This is a genomic window from Candidatus Margulisiibacteriota bacterium, assembly GCA_041650855.1.
GTDB lineage: Bacteria > Margulisbacteria > WOR-1 > O2-12-FULL-45-9 > XYB2-FULL-48-7 > JALOPZ01.
The window spans coordinates 587808-607917 of record JBAZKJ010000002.1 but is presented as its reverse complement, the minus strand read 5'-3'; the positions used below and the strand labels follow the sequence as shown (position 1 = coordinate 607917).

The 20110-nt window shown below is 59.8% G+C and carries 22 protein-coding genes; 21 read left to right on the top strand and 1 reads right to left on the bottom strand.

Features of this window, described 5'->3' with window-relative positions:
* The first annotated feature begins 28 nt into the window (after nucleotides 1-28).
* The 3 genes from WC529_07780 to WC529_07770 all read left to right on the top strand — a co-directional run bounded on the left by WC529_07780 (nucleotide 29) and on the right by WC529_07770 (nucleotide 1177).
* Complete coding sequence (locus WC529_07780) at nucleotides 29-313, top strand: glutaredoxin family protein (protein MFA5114176.1); 285 nt, start codon at nucleotides 29-31, stop codon at nucleotides 311-313.
* Nucleotides 313-597: a ferredoxin-thioredoxin reductase catalytic domain-containing protein gene (locus WC529_07775; GenBank protein ID MFA5114175.1), complete on the top strand. Its 285-nt coding sequence runs from the start codon at nucleotides 313-315 to the stop codon at nucleotides 595-597. The genes WC529_07780 and WC529_07775 overlap by 1 nt, the downstream gene beginning before the upstream one ends.
* Nucleotides 598-679: 82 nt before the next feature.
* Nucleotides 680-1177, top strand: a complete 498-nt coding sequence (locus WC529_07770; GenBank protein ID MFA5114174.1) for a hypothetical protein — start codon at nucleotides 680-682, stop codon at nucleotides 1175-1177.
* Here WC529_07770 and WC529_07765 read toward each other — a convergent pair.
* Nucleotides 1167-1718 carry a pseudouridine synthase gene (locus WC529_07765; protein MFA5114173.1) on the bottom strand — a complete coding sequence of 184 codons (552 nt, stop codon included), beginning with the start codon at nucleotides 1716-1718 and terminating at the stop codon, nucleotides 1167-1169. The two genes, WC529_07770 and WC529_07765, sit on opposite strands and share 11 nt — an antisense overlap.
* 41 nt (nucleotides 1719-1759) lie before the next feature.
* Here WC529_07765 and trxA point away from each other — a divergent pair, with 41 nt between their 5' ends.
* The 18 genes from trxA to hisF are packed head-to-tail and all read left to right on the top strand — an operon-like array spanning nucleotide 1760 to nucleotide 20107.
* The gene (gene trxA / locus WC529_07760) at nucleotides 1760-2077 is read left to right on the top strand and encodes a thioredoxin (GenBank protein ID MFA5114172.1); all 318 of its coding nucleotides are present in this window, start codon (nucleotides 1760-1762) and stop codon (nucleotides 2075-2077) included.
* The gene (locus tag WC529_07755) at nucleotides 2067-2459 is read left to right on the top strand and encodes a thioredoxin family protein (GenBank protein MFA5114171.1); all 393 of its coding nucleotides are present in this window, start codon (nucleotides 2067-2069) and stop codon (nucleotides 2457-2459) included. The genes trxA and WC529_07755 overlap by 11 nt, the downstream gene beginning before the upstream one ends.
* Complete coding sequence (locus WC529_07750; GenBank protein ID MFA5114170.1) at nucleotides 2446-3102, top strand: cytochrome c biogenesis protein CcdA; 657 nt, start codon at nucleotides 2446-2448, stop codon at nucleotides 3100-3102. Before WC529_07755 ends, WC529_07750 begins: the two co-directional genes overlap by 14 nt.
* An 8-nt stretch (nucleotides 3103-3110) precedes the next feature.
* Complete coding sequence (locus tag WC529_07745) at nucleotides 3111-4517, top strand: FAD-dependent thymidylate synthase (GenBank protein MFA5114169.1); 1407 nt, start codon at nucleotides 3111-3113, stop codon at nucleotides 4515-4517.
* A gap of 7 nt (nucleotides 4518-4524) precedes the next feature.
* Nucleotides 4525-4659 carry a hypothetical protein gene (locus tag WC529_07740; GenBank protein MFA5114168.1) on the top strand — a complete coding sequence of 45 codons (135 nt, stop codon included), beginning with the start codon at nucleotides 4525-4527 and terminating at the stop codon, nucleotides 4657-4659.
* On the top strand, nucleotides 4660-6837 hold the full coding sequence (locus WC529_07735) for a glycoside hydrolase family 57 protein (GenBank protein ID MFA5114167.1): 2178 nt from the start codon (nucleotides 4660-4662) through the stop codon (nucleotides 6835-6837).
* On the top strand, nucleotides 6834-8975 hold the full coding sequence (locus WC529_07730) for an alpha-amylase/4-alpha-glucanotransferase domain-containing protein (protein MFA5114166.1): 2142 nt from the start codon (nucleotides 6834-6836) through the stop codon (nucleotides 8973-8975). The genes WC529_07735 and WC529_07730 overlap by 4 nt, the downstream gene beginning before the upstream one ends.
* 11 nt (nucleotides 8976-8986) lie before the next feature.
* Nucleotides 8987-10024 carry a galactose-1-phosphate uridylyltransferase gene (gene galT, locus WC529_07725; GenBank protein ID MFA5114165.1) on the top strand — a complete coding sequence of 346 codons (1038 nt, stop codon included), beginning with the start codon at nucleotides 8987-8989 and terminating at the stop codon, nucleotides 10022-10024.
* Entirely contained in the window at nucleotides 10024-10293 is a 270-nt protein-coding gene (locus WC529_07720) for an isoamylase early set domain-containing protein (protein MFA5114164.1), read from the top strand. Before galT ends, WC529_07720 begins: the two co-directional genes overlap by 1 nt.
* 7 nt (nucleotides 10294-10300) lie before the next feature.
* Nucleotides 10301-11269, top strand: a complete 969-nt coding sequence (locus tag WC529_07715) for a DUF4912 domain-containing protein (protein ID MFA5114163.1) — start codon at nucleotides 10301-10303, stop codon at nucleotides 11267-11269.
* Between the two features lie 2 nt (nucleotides 11270-11271).
* Nucleotides 11272-12858 carry a 1,4-alpha-glucan branching protein domain-containing protein gene (locus tag WC529_07710; GenBank protein MFA5114162.1) on the top strand — a complete coding sequence of 529 codons (1587 nt, stop codon included), beginning with the start codon at nucleotides 11272-11274 and terminating at the stop codon, nucleotides 12856-12858.
* Nucleotides 12855-15317, top strand: coding sequence for a mannose-1-phosphate guanyltransferase (locus WC529_07705; GenBank protein ID MFA5114161.1), 2463 nt, complete (start codon nucleotides 12855-12857; stop codon nucleotides 15315-15317). Before WC529_07710 ends, WC529_07705 begins: the two co-directional genes overlap by 4 nt.
* On the top strand, nucleotides 15314-16699 hold the full coding sequence (locus WC529_07700) for a glycogen/starch synthase (protein ID MFA5114160.1): 1386 nt from the start codon (nucleotides 15314-15316) through the stop codon (nucleotides 16697-16699). The genes WC529_07705 and WC529_07700 overlap by 4 nt, the downstream gene beginning before the upstream one ends.
* Before the next feature lie 9 nt (nucleotides 16700-16708).
* Nucleotides 16709-17665, top strand: a complete 957-nt coding sequence (locus tag WC529_07695; GenBank protein ID MFA5114159.1) for an aldolase catalytic domain-containing protein — start codon at nucleotides 16709-16711, stop codon at nucleotides 17663-17665.
* Nucleotides 17666-18409 carry a YebC/PmpR family DNA-binding transcriptional regulator gene (locus WC529_07690; protein MFA5114158.1) on the top strand — a complete coding sequence of 248 codons (744 nt, stop codon included), beginning with the start codon at nucleotides 17666-17668 and terminating at the stop codon, nucleotides 18407-18409. It abuts the gene before it with no gap.
* Nucleotides 18406-19134 carry a PHP domain-containing protein gene (locus WC529_07685; protein MFA5114157.1) on the top strand — a complete coding sequence of 243 codons (729 nt, stop codon included), beginning with the start codon at nucleotides 18406-18408 and terminating at the stop codon, nucleotides 19132-19134. The genes WC529_07690 and WC529_07685 overlap by 4 nt, the downstream gene beginning before the upstream one ends.
* Nucleotides 19083-19355 (top strand): MGMT family protein, encoded by a 273-nt coding sequence (locus WC529_07680; protein ID MFA5114156.1) that lies wholly within the window; start codon nucleotides 19083-19085, stop codon nucleotides 19353-19355. The genes WC529_07685 and WC529_07680 overlap by 52 nt, the downstream gene beginning before the upstream one ends.
* Nucleotides 19349-20107, top strand: a complete 759-nt coding sequence (hisF, locus tag WC529_07675; GenBank protein ID MFA5114155.1) for an imidazole glycerol phosphate synthase subunit HisF — start codon at nucleotides 19349-19351, stop codon at nucleotides 20105-20107. Before WC529_07680 ends, hisF begins: the two co-directional genes overlap by 7 nt.
* Nucleotides 20108-20110: the final 3 nt, after the last annotated feature.

The following is a 20110-nucleotide window of genomic DNA, read 5'->3' as shown; positions in this document are numbered from 1 at the left end:
TCGAGTTGACCGGCCAAGGGAAAAAAGCATGAGCGAGTGGAATCAAGTCAAGGGGAAAGATGCCGGCGAACTGAAGCTGTACTCCTTGAGCACTTGCGGCTGGTGCCGCCGGGCCAAGAAGTTCCTGGACGAGGCGGGCGTCGCTTACAGTTACATCGATGTCGACCTCCTGCCGGATAAAGAGCAGGACCAGCTGGCGGCCGAAGTGATGAAATGGAACCCGGCGGAGACTTATCCGACCGTTGTCATTAACGGCAAAACCGGCTTCCTGGCGACCGATACCGACCGGCTGAAAAAGGAGCTTGGGATTTAATGGCGGAGAGCGTCTATCATTTTAACCCCGATAAGGAATTGGTCGCCAGCCTGATCGGCGGCCTGCAGAAAAATCAGGAGCGTTACGGCTACCGGTCATGTCCCTGCCGGCGGGCGTCCGGCAAGATCGCAGATGATCGCGATATCGTCTGCCCGTGCGTTTACCGCGCTCCGGACGTGGCGGAATACGGCTCGTGTTTTTGCGGCCTGTACGTGTCGGCCGAGGTTGCCAACGGAGCAAAACCGCTGGTACCGGTGCCGGAGCGGCGGCCGCCGCGCAGCTGATTGCTTTGCCCATTTTATTGTGCTACAATATTCAACAGAGATTAACCAGATTGACCTCCGATCTCAACGAGGAGGGATGTTCATGAAAAAGGTAGTCTTGGCCGCTTGTTTGCTGCTTCTTTTTACTTCGTTGGTCGTTGCTGAAGGGGTTAAATACCAGATCTACACCGAACGGACCGGCTTCTTAGGGATGGGAGCGAAACGGACGATCATGCTCGATAAAGAGTCCGGCAATTCCTGGGTCTATGAAGAAGGGAAATGGGTTGCGATCCCCCGGGCCGAAGACCAGTTGCGGGCGGAACAGGAAAAGGTTCAGTTTGAGGAAGAGATCTCCAGCCTGAAGAACAAGCAGGCCGAAGAGATCCAGCAGCTAAAGGCTAAACAGGACGCCGAGGTCAAGGCTCTCCTGGCGAAAAAAGAAGAGCCGAAGGTCATCGAGGTCAGGGCCCAGACTATTCGCCCCAAGACCAACTGGCGGCGGGCAGCGAAAAGCAAGACGGTGACCGCCAAGGCCAAACCGGTCGTTGAATCATCGGACGCGGAAGGCGAAGAAGGCCCGCCGTCCTGGCTTAGCGAATAACCGGCTCCGCGATCTCGGCGTATTCGCCGGGCGGCAGCGCGCCCAAACCGATCGGACCGATGGCGGTCCTGATCAGCCGTAAACACGGTAAACCGACCGCCGCGGTCATTTTCCGCACCTGACGGTTCATTCCCTCGCTGATCACGATCTCCAGCCAAGCCGTCGGCACCGTTTTCCGGAAACGGACCGGTTTGCTCCGCGGCCAGAGCCCGGACGGTTCGGCGATCAGCCGGACCTTGGCCGGCCTGGTCCGGCGTCCGCCGATCGTCACCCCGTTTTCCAATTTTTTCCGCTGCTCTTCCGTCGGCGTCCCTTCAACCTGCGCCCAGTAAGTTTTCGGCTGTTTATGCTTCGGGTCGGCCAAGCGATGGTTCAAAGGTCCGTCGTCGGTCAGAAAGAGCAAGCCTTCACTATCATGGTCAAGCCGGCCAACCGCGTAAATGCCGGGCAGGGGAATAAAATCTTTTAAGGTTCGGCGGCCGAGCTGGTCGGTGAACTGGCAGAGGACGCCGTACGGTTTGTTGAAGATGACGTAGCGCATTTTATTAAGTATAATACAAAGGAAAGGGAAGGGGGCAGAAAATGTTAAAAGCGATCTCCGATGCCGAGTTCCCGGCCGAAGTTGAGCAGGCCAAAGGGGTGGTGTTCGTCGATTTTTGGGCGGATTGGTGCGGTCCGTGCCGGATGATGGCCCCGGTCTTCGAGAAAATGGCGCAAAAATACCCGCAGATCAAGTTTTGCAAGGTCAGCACGACCGAGAATATGGCCAAGGCGGGCGAGTACGGCGTTTCCGGTATCCCCTGCATCATCATTTTTAAGGACGGCAAAGAAGTGCACCGGCTGGTCGGTTTCCGGCCGGAGCCGGCGTTCGAGGCCGAAGTTAAAAAGTATGCGTCATAGCCTGATCGTCGGCCTGATAGTGCTCGGCCTGGTCGGACCGGCGCTGGCCATGGGCGAGAAAGCCGCCGCCCCACGGTCTGCCGGGCAATTCGCCTTGCCGCAGAACGGTTTGCCATCGATCGTCAAGCTGGGAGCGGACTGGTGCGCGCCGTGCCGGGCGATGAAGCCGGAGCTGAAGGAGCTGGCGGGGGAACTAAAGGGAAAAGTTAACGTGCTGGATGTTGACATCGAAGAACACCGCGACCTGGCTCGCCGGTACAAAGTCAGATTGATCCCGACCGCGATCTTCTTTGACCGGAACGGGCAAGCGCAAGCGACGGTGACCGGGTTCCAAGACAAGGGACAGCTCAAGGCGAAGCTGAAAGAACTTGGACTTTTCTAACCCTTTGTTCGCTTACCTGGCGGTCTTCCTGGCCGGACTGGTCGCTTCGGCCAGTCCCTGCACGCTGATCATCTTTCCCCTGATCATCAGTTACGTCGGCGGTTACGCCGCGGGCGATATCCGCCGGTCGGCGCTTTATGCGCTCCTCTTTTCGCTCGGCTTGGCGATCACTTTTACCATACTTGGCGCGCTCGCCGCGCTGACCGGCAGCTTGCTCGGCGACGTCGGCGGCTATTGGCGCTATCTGCTGGCCGCGGCCGCCGTCCTGGTCGGCCTGAACCTGCTGGGACTGGTCCAGCTCAATTTACCGACCACCGGGGTCAGCCGGATCAAGCAAAAGGGCTTATTCGGCGCGCTCTTTCTCGGGCTGCTTTTTGGGCTTGCTTCTTCCCCCTGCGCGACGCCGGTCCTGGCGCTGGTCCTGGCGTACGTCGCGGCGACCAGGAATTTGGCCTACGGCGTTTCCCTTTTATTCGTTTACGCGCTGGCGTACATGGCGACGATCTTCGCGGTCGGGGTCTCGGCCGGCGCGGCCGCGGCGCTGCTCGGTTCGGCCCGCTTCCAAAAGATTTCCGCGCTCCTGCAAAAAGGGGCGGGTTTCGTCTTTATCCTGGCAGGAATTTATTTTCTCTTCATGTTATAATAAACCCCGTGAAAGTCTTACTCGCGGGCTATAATCTTGACGCGGAAGTTATCTCGGAATTAACGGCGGGCCAGAACCGCCAGGATGTCACGCCGGAAACGCTCTCCGCCGCTTACGCCCGCATCTCCCGCGACCCCCGGCCGATCGACGAACTAAGGAAAGTCGCCCGCCAGGAAGTGGAGAAAGCGCGCCGCTCCAACGCCAGCATCATCTTCAAGATGGGGCACCACTCGGTCGCGGAACACGCCGTTTTCAATTTTGACCTGATCGGCGTCTCCCGGTTGGCCATGGAGGAGCTGGAGAAGTTCCGGCTCTGCTCCTACACGGAAAAATCGCAGCGCTACCAGAAGCTGGAAGGGGAATACGTTGTCCCGGACGAGATACGCGATACGCAATACGCAACCCGCTTCACGGAGCTGATCGAACGGCAGAACGCCGCTTACGCGGCCATGGTCAAAGAGGGGGTCGAGCCGGAAGACGCCCGTTATGTGACCTCCCTGGCGACCACCGGCCAGGTCGGGATGACGCTCAACGCCCGCAACCTGGAACTGCTGGTCCGGCGTTTCGCCTCCCATCCGCTGGCCGAGGTCAACGTGCTCGGACAAAAGATGTACGAACTGGCCGCGCGGATCGCCCCGTCGATCGTCCTGTTCACGGCGGCCAACGATTACGACCAGAAGAGTTATCCGGCCTTGCGCGCGGCGGTCCAAGGCCAGTGGGAACGCAAAAGAAAAGCGGCGCAGCCGGTCGTGCTGGTCGACCATACCGACCAGGCCGATCTGAAACTGCTTGCCAGCCTGCTGCACACTTCGACCGGCGTTTCGTTCCAGAATTGCCGGCGGATGGCCAAACAAATGAAGCGGCCGGCCCGCCTGGCCCTGATCAAGAAAGCCAACCAGTATCTGGCGTTCTACGACGCGGTCCACCGCGAGTACGAACACGTTTATCTGACCTACGACCTGATCATGTCGAGCAGCTGCTTCGCGCAATTAAAAAGGCACCGGCCGGCGACGATCACCGCGCAGCCGTACGACCCGGCGCTCGGCGTGACGCTGCCGCCCAAGCTCAAAGGGACGAAAGCCGAGGGGCGATTCCGGGAGATCATGGCCGAGACCGATCGCCTGTTCGCCGAGGTCGGCCAAAACGATCCGCTGGCGGCGCAATATCTTTTGACCGGTGCCCACCGCAAAAGGGTCTTGATGACGCTCAACGCCCGCGAACTTTACCACCTGGCCAGGCTGCGCGAAGACGTCCACGCCCAGTGGGATATCCGCGATCTGTCGGCGAAAATGAGCAAGTTAGCCGGGGAAGTGATGCCGTTGACCATGCTGCTGAACGGCGGCAAAGACAGTTATGCCGGGCTTTACCAACAGGTTTACGGTAAGCCGCCCAAGGTCCTGCCGCCGCAAGAATAAAAGGGAGGTGACAACTAAGTTGAATACCGCGATCCTGATCACTTTGATCATTTGCGGGACGATCGTCTTTATCACCATCATCGCGCTCCTGTTCGCCATGTGGGTGATCACCAAGGGGATCTCCATGCAAGACAAAAGATAAATGAGCAGCCAACCCGTTTCACTTGCGCTCATTTGGCACATGCACCAGCCTTTTTACAAGGACCTGGTGACGGGGGAATACGTCCTCCCCTGGGTGCGCCTCCACGCCGTCAAAGATTATTACGACATGGTGGCGATCCTCGACCGGTTTCCCGAGGTCAAGGCGAATTTCAACCTGGTCCCGTCGCTCCTCCTGCAGGTCGAGGACTACGTGAACAACAAGGTCAGCGACCGGTTCCTCGACCTGACGCTGCGCGACCCGTGCGACCTGTCGCTCGACGACCGGATCTTCATCCTGCAAAACTTCTTCATGGCCAACTGGGACATCATGATCCATCCCTACCAGCGGTACCACGACCTGCTGCTGAAAAGGGGGCGGTTCATCTCCCACCAGGAACTGGCCAAGGTGGCCGCCCGGTTCTCGCCGCAGGAGCTGACCGACCTGCAAGTCTGGTTCAACCTGACCTGGTTCGGCTTCATTTCCCGCAACGAGGACCCGGTCGTCAAAGGCCTGATCGAAAAAGGGAAATATTTTTCCGCGGAGGACAAGCGGACCGTTATCGCCAAACAACTGGAAGTGATGGGGAAGGTCATCCCCAAATACCGGGAACTGAGCGAGCGCGGCCAGATCGAGCTGACGACCACGCCGTTCTACCATCCGATCCTGCCGCTGATCTGCGATACCAACGTCGCCCGCGAGGCGCTGCCGTACATCAAGCTGCCCGAGTCGGCTTTCCAGCATCCGGAGGACGCGGAGGCGCAGATTCGGATGGCCGTGGAGTTCCACGAGCAGCGCTTCGGCTGCCGGCCGGAGGGGATGTGGCCGTCCGAAGGGTCGGTCTCCGAGCAGATGATCCCGCTGGTCGCCAAGGCGGGGATCAAGTGGCTGGCGACGGACGAAGCGATCCTGGAGCGGACCCTGAACAAGGTCGAAATGCGGCAGCGGACGCTGGCCGCGGCGGAAATGTACCAGCCGTACCTGATCGAGCACGACGGCGCCTCGGTCGCCATGATCTTCCGCAACCATTTTATCTCCGACCAGATCGGCTTCGTCTATTACCGCTGGAAGATCCAGGACTCGCTGACCGATTTTACTTCGCACCTGAACAATATCCGCATCAGCCTGCCGGAAGACGGCCGGCGCTACCTGACGTCGGTTATCTTGGACGGCGAGAACGCCTGGGAATTCTATCCGGGCGGCGGCAAGGAGTTCCTGGAAGCTTTTTACGGGCGCTTGGCCGGCGACCCGCAAGTTAAGACCGTCCGCGTTTCCGACCATTTGCGGGAGAACCCGCCGGAGCGGAAGCTCCATAAGCTGTTCGCCGGCTCGTGGATCAACAACAACTTCAAGATCTGGATTGGCCACGACGAGGATAACCAGGCCTGGGAATACCTGAACATGGCGCGGCTGGCGCTCGACGGCAGCGATAACCAGACGGCCTGGCAGGAACTTTATATCGCGGAAGGCTCCGATTGGTGCTGGTGGTACGGCGACGACCATTCGTCGGAGAACGACGCCGTCTTTGACGCCCTGTTCCGCAAGCATCTGAAGAACGTCTACACCCTGATCGGCCGCAAGCCGCCGAAATATCTGGATGCGCCGATCAAGCAGATCAGCGCGATCCGGCCGATCAAGGAGCCGGTTTACCTCGTCCAGCCGGTGCTCGACGGCGAGATCACCAATTATTACGAGTGGCTGCCGGCCGGGCATTTTGACATCAACAAGGCCAAGGGGGCGATGCACCAGATCGAGACCCTGCTCAAAGGGATCTACTGGGGCTTCAGCATGAACACGCTGTTCGTCCGGCTGGACGTCAACTTTGTCCTGCCGATCGACGAAATGCGGAAATTCTCTTTTGCCGTTCTGGCCACGGCGCCGGTGGAGCGCAAGGCCGAGCTGGTTTACGACGCGGAGAACCGCCGCTACGACTGGCGGCTGCTCCGGCCGGTGGACGGCCACGAGTACGAGCTGGCCAAGGAGCTGACCAGCTTCGGCGTCGGCCGGATCATTGAACTGGGTATCCCGTTCGCCGACCTGGAGGCGAAGCCGGGCCAGAAGATCGAGTTCGTGGTCGTGGTCTATAAAGAAGGGCAGGAGATCGAACGCTGGCCGCGGGGCGGCGGGATCACGGTCGCGGTGCCGACCGAAACATACCGGGAGGAGCAGTGGTACGTATGAAAAAAGTTAAATTTTTGTTCGGGATCCATTGCCACCAGCCGGTCGGGAACTTTGAGCACGTGCTGGACGAAGCTTATGAGAAGTCGTATCTGCCGTTCATCCAGGTCATGGACGCGCACCCGCGGATCAAGTTCGCCGTCCACTACAGCGGCATCCTGTACGACTGGTTCCTCGCCAAGCATCCCGAATTCATCGACTATTTAAAAAAGCTGGTCAAGCGCGGCCAGGCGGAGATCATGACCGCCGGCTATTACGAGCCGATCATCCCGATCATCCCCGACGACGACAAGCTGGGGCAGATCAACATGGCGAACGGTTTTATCAAGGAAAAGTTCGGCCTGGCGCCGCGCGGCCTCTGGCTGACGGAACGGATCTGGGAGCCGCACCTCCCCAAGGTCCTGGCCCAGACCGGGATCGAATACGTCACCGTCGACGACCAGCATTTTATCTCGGCCGGCATCTCGCCGGACAAGCTGCTCGGCTATTACGTGACCGAGGAAGAAGGGGCGCAGCTCAAGATCTTCCCGATCAGCAAGCAGCTCCGCTACCTGATCCCGTTCAAGCTGCCGGAGGAGACGATCAAATACCTGCACAGCATCGCGACGGAAGCGGGGGACAACGCGGCGATCCTGGCCGATGACGGCGAAAAGTTCGGGGTCTGGCCGGGGACCCACAAGTGGGTGTTCGAAGAAGGTTATCTCGAACGGCTGCTGACCATGCTGGAAGACAACTCCGAGTGGATCGAATCAATGACCTTTGCCGAATATCTGGAAAGCGTGCCGCCGCGCGGCCGGGTCTATCTGCCGACCGCTTCATATTTCGAAATGATGGAATGGTCGCTGCCGACCGAATCGGGCAAAAAGCTGGAGCGGATCATCGGCGAGCTGAAGCACCAGGGGAAGTTCGAGGAGTACAGCCAGTTCTTCAAGGGGGGCTTTTTCCGCAACTTCTTCGTGAAATATCCGGAAGCGAACAATATGCACAAGAAGATGCTCCAGGTCAGCCAGAAGCTGCAAACCCTGAAAAAAGGGAAATCGCTGTTCGGCGAGCAGGAGCGGGATGCCCGCCTGCAGCAGGCGAAGGAAGAGCTCTATCAGGGGCAGTGCAACTGCGCCTACTGGCACGGGGTCTTTGGCGGCCTTTACCTCAATTACCTGCGCCACGCGGTCTACGAACACCTGATCAAGGCGGAAGTCCTGATGGACCAGTACGCCCGGGCTAAAGACGATTACGCCGAGATCGCCGTGACCGATTTTGACAAGGACGGGCAGGACGAGGTCATTTTATCGAACAGCCTGGTCAATCTTTATTTTGCGCCCGGTTACGGCGGGGCGCTTTTTGAGCTCGACTACAAACCGAAAGCGTTCAACCTGATCAACACGCTGGCCCGGCGCGAAGAGGTCTATCACGAAAAGCTCAAGCACGCCGCGGGGGGCGGCGGCCACGGGGTCGCTTCGATCCACGACATCGTCAAGTCCAAGGAAGAGGGGCTGGAAAAGGCGCTCGATTACGACTGGCACCGGCGCATTTCGCTGCTCGATCATTTCCTGGCGGCCGGGACCGACCTGGAGTCGTTCAGCCGGGCGAAATACCAGGAGGTCGGCGATTTTACGATCGCCCCTTACGAATACATGCCCAAGCGGCGCGGCAGCGAGACCTCCCTGGTCTTGCGCCGGACCGGCCGGGTGGGCCAGACGCCGGTCAAGGTCGAAAAGGAGATCATGCTCTATGCCCGGCAGTCCATCGTCACGATCAATTATGAAGTGACGAACCTGGGCCGGGAAAAGCTGGACGCCTGGTTCGGCCCGGAATTCAATTTCTCCCTGCTGGCGGGCCGTTCGGACGACCGTTATTACGAGCTCGATTCGGCGGATATCGACGACAGAACGATGGCCAGCAAGGGGGCGGTCGAGTCGGTTAAGTGTGTAAAAATCGTTGACAAGTGGAAAGGCTTTAGTGTATTATTGGAAATGGATAGGCCGGCTACTTTTTGGCGTTTTCCCATAGAAACCGTGTCTCAGTCCGAGTCCGGTTTTGAAAGGACATATCAGAGCTCCGTTGTCTTCCCGAACTGGCGGTTTTCGCTGGAACCGAACGCCAAATGGCAGGTCAAGATAGTCTTACGCATTGAAGATTAGGAGGAATATTAATGCCTGAACTGCGCAAGGATCCGATCTCCGACCGGTGGGTGGTAGTTTCGACCGAACGGGGGAGGCGCCCGACCGACTTCGGCGGCTCTTCCGTCGGGGCCGAACAAGCCGAGACCAAGTTTTGCCCGTTTTGCGAAGGGAACGAGCCCAAGACCCCGGCCGAGATCATTGCCTGGCGTAAAGCGTCCACTCTGCCCAATACCGCCGGCTGGGACGTCCGCGTCATCCCCAACAAATTCCCCGCGTTGATCATCGAAGGCGACGTGAACCGGACCGGCATGGGGATCTACGACATGATGAGCGGGATCGGCGCCCACGAAGTGATCGTCGAAACGCCCAAACACAACATGAATATCCCCGACCTGCCGGACGAGCACGTGGAAAGGATCCTCTGGGCTTACAAGCAGCGGATCACCGATCTGGAAAAGGACAAGCGTTTCCGCTACATCCTGGTCTTCAAGAACTACGGGACCGCCGCCGGGGCGTCGCTGGCGCATCCGCATTCCCAGTTGATCGCCACGCCGATCACGCCGCGTTACATCAAGATGGAGCTTTCCAACTCCCGAAATTATTTCCAGGAAAAGGAGCGCTGCATTTTCTGCGACATGATCCGACAGGAGCTCGGTTCGGGCGAGCGCCTGGTCTACGAGAACGAGTATTTCGTCTGTTTTGCCCCGTTCGCGTCGCGCTTTCCTTTCGAGCTCTGGCTGATGCCGCGCCGGCACGAGCACGGTTTCCAGCTGATGCCCGACGAGGAAAGGGCGCAGTTGGCCCGCTGCTTAAAGGACGTTCTCTCCCGCCTGCGGAAAACGCTGAACGACCCGCCGTATAATTACGTCCTGCACACCGCGCCCAATTCCGTCCCCCGCCCGGGAAAACCGGATTATTGGGGAACGATTCAGTACGATTTTCACTGGCACATCGAGATCATCCCGCGCCTGACCAAACAGGCGGGCTTCGAATGGGGCTCCGGGCTTTACATCAACCCGACCGCGCCGGAAGAAGCCGCCAAGTACCTCCGGGAGGTGAAAGTGTAATGGCGAGAAAGAAAAAGGTCACGTTCAAGTTCGCCGCGCCGCGAGAGGTCCATGACGTCAAGTTGTGCGGCAATTTCACGAACTGGCAGGAGGGGGCGATCGTTATGAAGCACGCGAAAAGCGGCGAGTGGCAAGCGCAGCTCAGCCTGGAACCGGGCGAGTATCAGTACAAGTTCGTCGCCGACGGCGCCTGGCTGAACGATCCGGCCGCCGACCAGCAGATCGGTAACGACCAGGGGACAACGAATTCGGTCCGCTTCGTGAGGTAAATAGAGCATGCCGGTCAGGAAGAGAGCGGTCAAAACCGCTAAAGATAAGCCCGTTAAAAAGACCGCGGCCGCCAAAAAACCGGCCGTCCCCCGCCGGCGCGCCGTAAAATCCCCGGTTAACGCCGCCCGGCCGGAAAAGTTAAGGGGCGGGGGGGAAGAACGGGTCGAAGAGAGCAAGTATTACGCCGGGCCGGTGATGCAGAAGATCGCCGAGGAAAAACAGTGGGAATTTCCCGGCGGCTACGACGAGAACCGGATCGTCCTGATGGTCCGCGACCCGCACTGGCTTTACGCTTACTGGGAGGTCAACGGCCAACGGCGCGGCGAGATCGCCGGCGAGATCGGCGCTGATCTCCTGAACCGGAGCCGCGAAGTGCTTAGGGTCTACGAGACCGCCAGCTGGCAGTCTTTCGACGTCCTGATCGACGGCGGCGCCCGGAGCTGGTACATCAAAGTGCCGGAGCCGAACCGGACCTACTGCGTCGACATCGGTTTTCTGACCCCCGACGGCCGTTTTATCGCCGCCGCCCGCTCCAACTGGGTCACCACCCCGCTGGACCGGATGTCCGACGTGATCGACGAACAATGGCTGATCCCCGACTGGGAAAAGATGTACGCCCTCTCCGGCGGGTTCGGCCTGGGCCGCGGCTCGGAAGAGATCCGGGAAATGATGCGGCGCCGGCTGGAGCAGGAGTCGGCTTCCGGCTGGATCAGTAGTATGGGCTCGCCGGTCCGCCTGATGGGGGAGCGGCCGTTCTGGCTGGCTGCCAACTGCGAACTGATCGTTTACGGCGCCACCGAGCCTTCGGCGACCGTGACCGTGCAGGGCCACAAGATCGAGCTCCGGCCCGACGGCACTTTTTCCTTGCGTTTTGCCTTGCCCGACGGCAACCAGGTCATTCCCATCGAAGCCATCCGCGATGACGGAGCCGAGCGCCGCAAGATCACCCCGAAAATCGAAAGAAAAACGGACTAAGGATGGAAAAAGGTTATCTCGCGTTAGTCCTGCACGCCCATCTCCCCTTCGTGCGACATCCCGAGCACGAGGAGTTCCTGGAGGAAGATTGGCTTTACGAAGCGATCACCGAGACCTACATCCCGCTGCTCAAGGTCTTTGAAGGCCTGGTCGACGACGGCGTCGATTTCCGCCTGACGATGTCGGTCACGCCGACGCTGGCCTCCATGTTCATCGATCCGCTGCTGCAAGACCGCTACGTCCAGCATCTGGACAAACTGATCGAGCTGACCTACAAGGAGATCGAGCGGACCCGCTGGCAGCCGGAATTTGCCGCGCTGGCCCACATGTACAACCAGCTGTTCATCGAGACGCGGGCGCTCTTTGTCGGCAAATACGGCAAAAATCTAATATCCGCGTTCAAGAAGTTCCAGGACCTGGGCAAACTGGAGATCATTACCTGCGGCGCCACGCACGGCTTCCTGCCGCTGATGGAGGTCAACCAGAAAGCGGTCCGCGCCCAGATCATGGTCGCGGCCAACCAGTACGAGAAGCTGTTCGGCCGCAAGGCGCGCGGGATCTGGCTGCCGGAGTGCGGCTACCAGCCGGGGCACGACGAGATATTGAAAGAGGCGGGGATCAGGTTTTTCCTGGTCGACACGCACGGGATATTGCACGGTACGCCGCGGCCCAAGTACGGCGTCTTTGCCCCGGTCTATTGCAAATCGGGCGTTGCCGCTTTCGGCCGGGACATGGAGTCGTCCAAAGCGGTCTGGAGCGCCGAAGAGGGTTATCCGGGCGACTATAATTACCGCGAATTCTACCGCGACATCGGTTTCGACCTCGATTACGATTACATCCGGCCTTACATCCACGTCGACGGAACCAGGATCAACACCGGGATCAAATATTTCCGGATCACCGGCCAGGTCGACCTGGCTTATAAGCAACCATACAACCGGCAGTGGGCGCTCGACCAGGCGGCAAGCCACGCCGGCAATTTTATGTTCAACCGGGAAAAGCAGATCGAGCACCTGCACGACTGGCTGGGCAAGAAGCCGATCGTCGTCTCGCCGTACGACGCGGAGCTTTACGGCCACTGGTGGTACGAAGGCCCGGCCTGGCTCAATTTCCTGCTGCGCAAGATCCATTTTGACCAGAAGACCATTAAGCTGGTCACGCCGTCGGAATACCTCGACTGGCATCCGCGCAACCAGATCGTCACCCCGTCGATGTCGTCGTGGGGTTACAAGGGTTACGCCGAGGTCTGGCTGAACGGGAGCAACGACTGGCTCTACCGCTATCTCCATAAAGCCGCCGACCGGATGGTGGAGCTGGCCGAAAGCTATCCCAACGCGGCGGGCGACCTGCGGCGGGCGCTGAACCAGGCGGCCCGCGAGCTCCTCCTGGCCCAGTCCTCGGATTGGGCGTTCATTTTCAAGACCGGCACCTGTCCCCCTTACGCTTTCAAGCGGACCAAGGACCACATCGAACGCTTCTCCAAGCTGTACGACGGCATCAAGGCGAACGCGCTCGACCTGCCGTACCTGGGCAAGATTGAGTGGCTCGATAATATTTTTCCGGACATCGACTATCGGGTGTACGCATGAAGGCCATTGTCTTAGCCGGCGGGCTGGGTACGCGCTTGCACCCTTTAACGGTGAATATCCCGAAGCCGATGGTGCCGGTCGCCAACCAGCCGATGATGGAATACGTCATCTATCTCCTGCGCAAGCATAAGTTCAAGGACATTACCGCCCTCCTGTACCACCAGCCGGAGATCATCAAGAACTATTTCGGCGACGGATCGCGCTTCGGCGTCAATCTTTCCTACGTCGAGGCCAAAGAGGATTACGGCACGGCGGGCGCCGTCAAGTTCGCCGCCCAGAGCTTCAAGAACCTGAACGAGCCGGTGCTGATCATCAGCGCCGACCTGATCACCGACTTTGACCTGGAGGCGGTCGTGAAGTTCCACCAGGAAAAGAAAGCGGCCGCCACGCTGGTCCTGACCCGGGTCGCCAACCCGCTCCCTTACGGGATCGTGATCACCGACCAGGCGGGCCGGATCAAGCGGTTCCTGGAAAAGCCGTCCTGGAGCGAGGTCTTTTCCGACACGATCAACTGTGGCATTTACGTGCTGGACCCCGCCGTGCTCGGCGCGATCCCGGCCGGCCGGTCGGTCGATTTCAGCCAGGACCTGTTCCCCAAACTGCTGGCCGACCAGCAGCCGCTTTTCGGCTATATTGCCGAGGGCCTCTGGAAAGATATCGGCGGCCTGGCCGAGTACGGCCGGGCGCATGCCGACATCGCCGGCGGTAAACCGGTCCAGATCGCCAGGGGGGCGGAGATCGCCTCCTCGGTCCGGCGGGAAGGGGTCGTTATCGTCGGCGAAAAGAGCTTCGTGGCCGATGAGGCGCTGCTGGTCGACGTGTCGGTCGGCCGCAATTGCCGGATCGGGCGCGGCGCCCAGCTGCGCCATTGCGTCCTCTGGGACGACGTGACGGTCGGGGCCGAAGCCCGGCTGGAAAAGGCGATCGTCGGCCGGGGCGCCGTGATCGGCGACCGGTGCTTCCTGGAAGAGGGCGTGGTCATCGGCGAAGAGTGCAATATCGGCAAGGACGTCGATATCAAGCCGTACGTCAAGATCTGGCCGAACAAAGTGATCGAAGAGGGGGCGACCGTTTCCCGTTCCATGGTCTGGCGCGAGCGCTGGAGCCGGAATATTTTCGGCCCCTACGGCGTGACCGGTTTGTGCAACGTGGAGCTGACCCCGGAGTTCGCCGCGTCGCTCGGCGCCGCTTACGGCGCGGTGCTGGGCAAAGGGGCCCACATTTCCACTTCCCGCGATTCCCACAAGTCGTCGCGCATGATCTACCGCGCCCTGATCGCCGGCGTGCTGTCGGCCGGCGTCAACGTTTCCAACCTGGAGGAGATCCCGATCCCCGTCAACCGCTACGAGCTTAAAGCGCTGAAGAGCCGCGGCGGGTTCCACGTCCGCAAGTCGCCCTACGACCCGCAGGTGATCGACATCAAGTTCTTCGACGAGAACGGCATGGACCTGACCTCGGCCCGGGAAAAGAAGATCGAACGGGTCTATTCCGGCGAGGAATACCGCCGGGTCGGGATCGAAGAGACCGGCGAGCTGAGCTTCCCGTTCCACCGGGTCGCGGAGTCGTACAAGGAAGGGGCGCTCAGCTGCGTCAATCGCGAAGCGATCGCCGCCGCGCGGTTCAAGGTGGTGGTCGATTACGCCTACAGTTCCGCTTCGTCGATCTTCCCGGCGATCCTGGGCGAGCTGGGGATCGAGGTCATCGCGCTCAACGCGCATATCGACGAGACCAAGATCACCAAGACCAAGCAGGCGTTCGAGAAATCGCTCGAGCAGCTGTCGCAGATCGTCAAATCGCTCGGCGCCGACCTGGGCGTGATGCTGGATACCGGCGCGGAAAAGGTCTTTATCTGCGACGAGCGCGGGACCCTGATGCGGGGCGATCACGAACTGGCGGTCATGGCCGTGCTGGCCGGCAAGGCGACCAAAGCGGCGCAGATCGCCGTGCCGGTCAGGGCCAGCCGGGTGATCGACCGGCTCGGCAAACAGTTCGGTTTTAAGGTCGTCAGGACCAAGACCAGCGCCCGCGACATGATGGAGGTCTCTTCCCGGCCGGGGATCACGATGGTCGGCGAGAACCTGGGCGGCTTTATCTTCCCCGAGTTCCAGACGGCGTTCGACGCGATGTTCACCACGGTCAAGCTGCTCGAGCTCACCGCCCGGACCGGGGCCAAACTGTCGGAGATTTCCGCGGCCGTCCCCAAGATCATGATGATCTGGCGGGACGTGTCCTGCGCGCCGGAAAAGAAAGGGCTGGTGCTGCGCAAGATCGTCGACGAGGTCAAGGACGAAGAGGTCGACCTGACCGACGGGGTCAAGATCTTTGACGGCGAAGACTGGGTCCTGGTCCTGCCGGACCCGGCCCGGCCGATCATCCACGTTTGCGCGGAGGCGGACAACGAAACGAGCGCGCAAAGGCTGATCAACCGCTACATTGAGAAGATCGATGCGGTCATATGAAGATCTTATACGTTTCTTCCGAAGTCGTCCCTTTTTCCAAGACCGGCGGCCTGGCGGACGTTGCCGGCGCGCTCCCTAAAGCCCTCAAGGCGATCGGCCACGACATCCGGGTCTACACCCCGCGCTACAAGAACGTCAAAAGCGCCGAGACCGGTTTCCCGGTCTTTTTCTTCGAGGACCAGGCGCTCTTCGGTTCGCGCGAAAACCTCTACCAGCTGCCGGGCGGGATCGACTATCCTGACAACCTCGAGCGCTTCTCCGCTTTTTGCCGGGGGGCGTTCCTGCTGCTCAAGCAGTTATCCTGGAAGCCGGATATTATCCACTGCAACGACTGGCAATCGGCCCTGGTCATCATGTACCTCAAATTAAAGTACCAGAACGACCCGTCCTGGCAGCGGATTGCCACGGTTTATTCGGTCCATAACCTGGCGTATCTCGGGATGTTCGACAAGAACCAGCTGCCGGCGACCGGTTTCGGTTGGGAGGTCTTTAAACAGGACGGGCTGGAGTTCTGGAACCAACTTGCTCTGGCCAAGGCCGGTTTCATTTATGCCGACGTGATCAATACGGTCTCGAGCACGTACGCCAAGGAGATCCAGACGCCGGAATACGGCTGCGGGCTCGACGGCCTGCTGCGCGCCCGGGCGCACGATCTCTACGGGATCATTAACGGGATCGATTACGATGTTTGGAGCCCGGCGACCGACCCGAACATCCCCAAACGGTACAGTCCGGCGACCATCTCTCTGAAAGCGGAGAACAAGGTCGAGCTGCAGCGGCAGAACAGCCTGCCCCAGAAAAAAGAGACGCCGGTCATCGGGATGATCACCCGGCTGGCGGACCAGAAAGGTTTTGATATCCTGGCCGGCGCCCTGGAAGGGATGATGAAGCTCGGTTGCCAGTTCGTCGTCCTGGGGACCGGCGACAAGAAATACCACGACCTGCTCAACCAGTTAAAGAAGAAATATCCCGACCAGCTGGGGATCAATCTGAAATTCGACGCGCTGCTGGCGGAGCTGATCTACGCCGGGTCGGACATGTTCCTGATGCCGAGCCGCTACGAGCCGTGCGGCCTCGGCCAGCTGATCAGTTTTAAATACGGTACCGTGCCGATCGTCCGGAAAACCGGCGGCCTGGCCGATACGGTCGGCGATTATAACGGCAAAACCGGCGAAGGTGAGGGCTTTGTTTTTACCGATTACACGGCGAAGGCGCTGCTCGACGCGGTCAGGCGGGCGGTCGACACCTATCACAAGAAAATGCTCTGGGTCCCGCTGCAGATCAAGATCATGGACCTGGATTACTCCTGGGACGCCTCCGCCAAGCAATATGTCGGCCTCTACGTTAAAGCGCTGGCCAAGATAGGCATTTCTGCGCTATAATAGTTTATTATGTATCGCCCTGAGATCAAAGTCCTCGACTGCACAATCCGCGACGGCGGCCTGATCAACGAACACCTGTTCGAAGATAAGCTCGTCCGCGCCGTTTACCGGGCGGTTTCCGCGGCCGGCGTCGATTACGTGGAGCTCGGTTACCGCTCTTCCAAGAAATATTTCTCCGCGGATAAGTTCGGCAAAGCCAAGTTCTGCGACGAGGCCTTTGTCCGCAAGATGATCGAAGGGGTCGATTCCCAGACCAAGCTCTCGACCATGGTCGACATCGGCCGGGTCGATCCGGACGACATCCCGCTCAAGAAAGACAGCGTGGTCGACATGATGCGGGTCGCCTGTTACGTCAAGGATATCGACAAGGCGATCGCCCTGGTCAAACATTGCGCCGACAAGGGTTACGAAACGACGGTCAACATCATGGCCGTTTCCACCGCGCTGGTCCCCGACCTGGAAGAAGGCCTCAAGCAGCTGGCGGAATGCCCGCTCAAAGCGGTCTATATCGTGGACAGCTTCGGCGCCCTTTTTTCCGAACAGGTCCATTTTTTGACCAAGCTGTACGCCAAATATCTTAATCCGAAGGGGATCGAGGTCGGGATGCACTGCCACAACAACCAGCAGCTCGGCTTTGCCAACACGATCGAGGGGATCAGGAAAGGCGCCAATTACGTCGACGGCACGATCTACGGGATCGGGCGGGCGGCCGGCAACGCTCCGCTGGAGCTGCTCCTCGCTTTTCTCAAGAACCCCAAGTTCAAGCTCGAGCCGATCCTCGAGATCATCGAAAAAGAGTTCATCCCGCTCCGGCAGCAGATCGAGTGGGGGTACCTGATCCCCGACATGATCACCGGGATCCTGAACCAGCACCCGCGCGCCGCCATCGAAATGCGCTCCGGCAAAGGGACCAAGAGCTTTGTCGAACTTTACCGCAGTTTACTGGGGGAAGGGGAATTAGCTTAAATGTCCGGACACAGTAAATGGGCGACGATCAAGCGGTCCAAAGCCAAGACCGATGCGGCTCGCGGCAAAGTTTTTACCAAGATCATCCGCGAAATAGCCTCGGCCGCCAGGATCGGCGGCGGCGATCCGGCCGGTAATCCCCGGCTCCGCCTGGCGATCGACAAAGCCAAAGCGGCCAATATGCCGAGCGACAACGTCAAGCGGGCGATCGATAAAGCGACCGGCGCCGGCGCGGTCGCCTTGGAAGAGCTGACCTACGAAGGTTTTGGCCCGGGCGGCGTCGCGATCATTATTGAAGTGTTGACCGACAACCGCAACCGGGCGGTCGGCGAAGTCCGCAACATCTTTGAAAAGGGGGGCGGCAACCTGGGCGCCTCGGGCAGCGTCTCCTACATGTTTAAGCGCAAGGGGAGCATCTCTTTTGAAAAAGCGGGGCTCGATGAAGAAAAGTTGACCATGGCGGCGATCGACGCCGGGGCCGAGGATATCCAGAGCGGCGAAACGACGATCGAGGTTATTACCACGCCGGAACAGTTCGAAGCCGTTCGCGACGCGCTCAAGGCCAAGGGTTTCAACCCGACCGACGCGGAAGTCACCATGGTCGCCGATACCAACGTTAAAGTGACCGGTGAAGCGGCGCAAAAACTGCTGAACCTGATCAACAAGCTCGAAGAGCAGGACGACATCCAGGCCGTCCACGCCAATTTTGACATTTCCGACGAGGAAATGGAAAAATTGCAATGAAGCTGGTCGCCGACCTGCACGTTCACACCGTTTCCTCCGGTCACGCTTACTCCACGCTGGCGGAATATGTCGCCCGGGCCAAAAAGATCGGCCTGCAAGCCCTGGCGATCACCGACCACGGGCCGGCCATGCCGGGCGCGCCTCATTATTATCACTTTGCCAACATGCGGATGATCCCCCGGGTCATCGACGGGGTCCGCATCCTGCGGGGGATCGAGGCGAACGTCATTAATGACCGGGGGGAGCTCGACATCAAGCCGGTGGATATCAAATGGGGGGAACTGGACATCGTCCTCGTTGCCATGCATCCCCGCTGCGGTTATCAAAACCAGGGAGCGGCGAAAAACACCGCGGTCATGATCAGGGCGCTCCGGCACCCCGGGATCAACATTATCGCCCATTTGGATAATCCGCAGTTTCCCGTGAACATCAAGCAAGTCGTTGCCGCCGCCAAAGCGCGCAAGATCGCGATCGAGCTCAATAACAGCTCGCCGCTTTCCCGGCCCGGCAGCGAAGCCATGGCGCGGGAACTGGTGCGGGCGGTGAAAGCGGCCGATTGGCAGTTGGTGCTGGGGACCGATTCGCATATCGCTTCGATGCTCGGGGATTTTACCTCGGCCAAGAAACTTCTTAAGCAAGTCGGGCTAAAGGAAAAGAACGTCGTTAATACCTCATGGGCAAAGATCGAAAAATATCTGCTTTCCAAAAAAGTGTCTACCAGGTAGTCAAAACGATCCCGCGCGGCCAGGTGCGGACCTATGGCTGGGTAGCGCGGCGGATCGGCAAACCCGGGGCGGCCAGGGCGGTTGGGCGCGCGCTGCACCGCAATCCGTTCGCCCCTCAAGTTCCCTGCCACCGGGTCGTGGCGCAAAACGGCCTGGGGGGATTTGCCCGCGGGGTCAAAGCTAAGGTACAATTGCTGAGGAGCGAAGGATACCAATGCTAGCCAAAAGGATAATACCCTGCCTGGACGTGACCGAAGGGCGCGTCGTCAAAGGGACAAAATTCGTCGAACTCAAGGACGCCGGCGACCCGGTCGAGCTGGCGGCCCTCTACGACCGGGCCGGGGCGGACGAGCTGGTCTTCCTGGACATTACCGCCTCCTCGGACAAAAGATACATCATGCTCGATGTCGTCAAAAAGGTCTCCGAAAAGGTCTTTATCCCGTTCACCGTCGGCGGCGGGATCAACGACGTGGAGACGATGCGAGAGATCCTGGCCAGCGGCGCCGATAAGGTCTCCGTCAACACCGCCGCGGTCAATGACCCGGCCCTGATCGAGAAAGGGGCGGCGAAGTTCGGCAGCCAGTGCGTCGTCCTGGCGATCGACGCGAAAAAGACGGCCGACGGACATTGGGAAGTTTACACGCACGGCGGCCGGACGCCGACGGGGACCGATGCTGTCGCCTGGGCAAAGCAGGGCGAGAAGCTGGGGGCCGGCGAAATTTTATTAACGAGCATGGACCGGGACGGGACCAAGGACGGTTATGAGCTGGACCTGACCAGGGCGATCGCCGACGCGGTCGGGATCCCGGTCATCGCTTCCGGCGGAGCCGGCAAGGTCGAACATCTCTACGACGCCTTTAGCAAAGGGCGGGCTGACGCGGCGCTGCTGGCTTCGCTCCTTCACTATAAGGAGCTGACGATCAAGGAGATCAAGGATTTCCTGGAACGGAAAGGGATCGCCGTCAGGAGATAATGC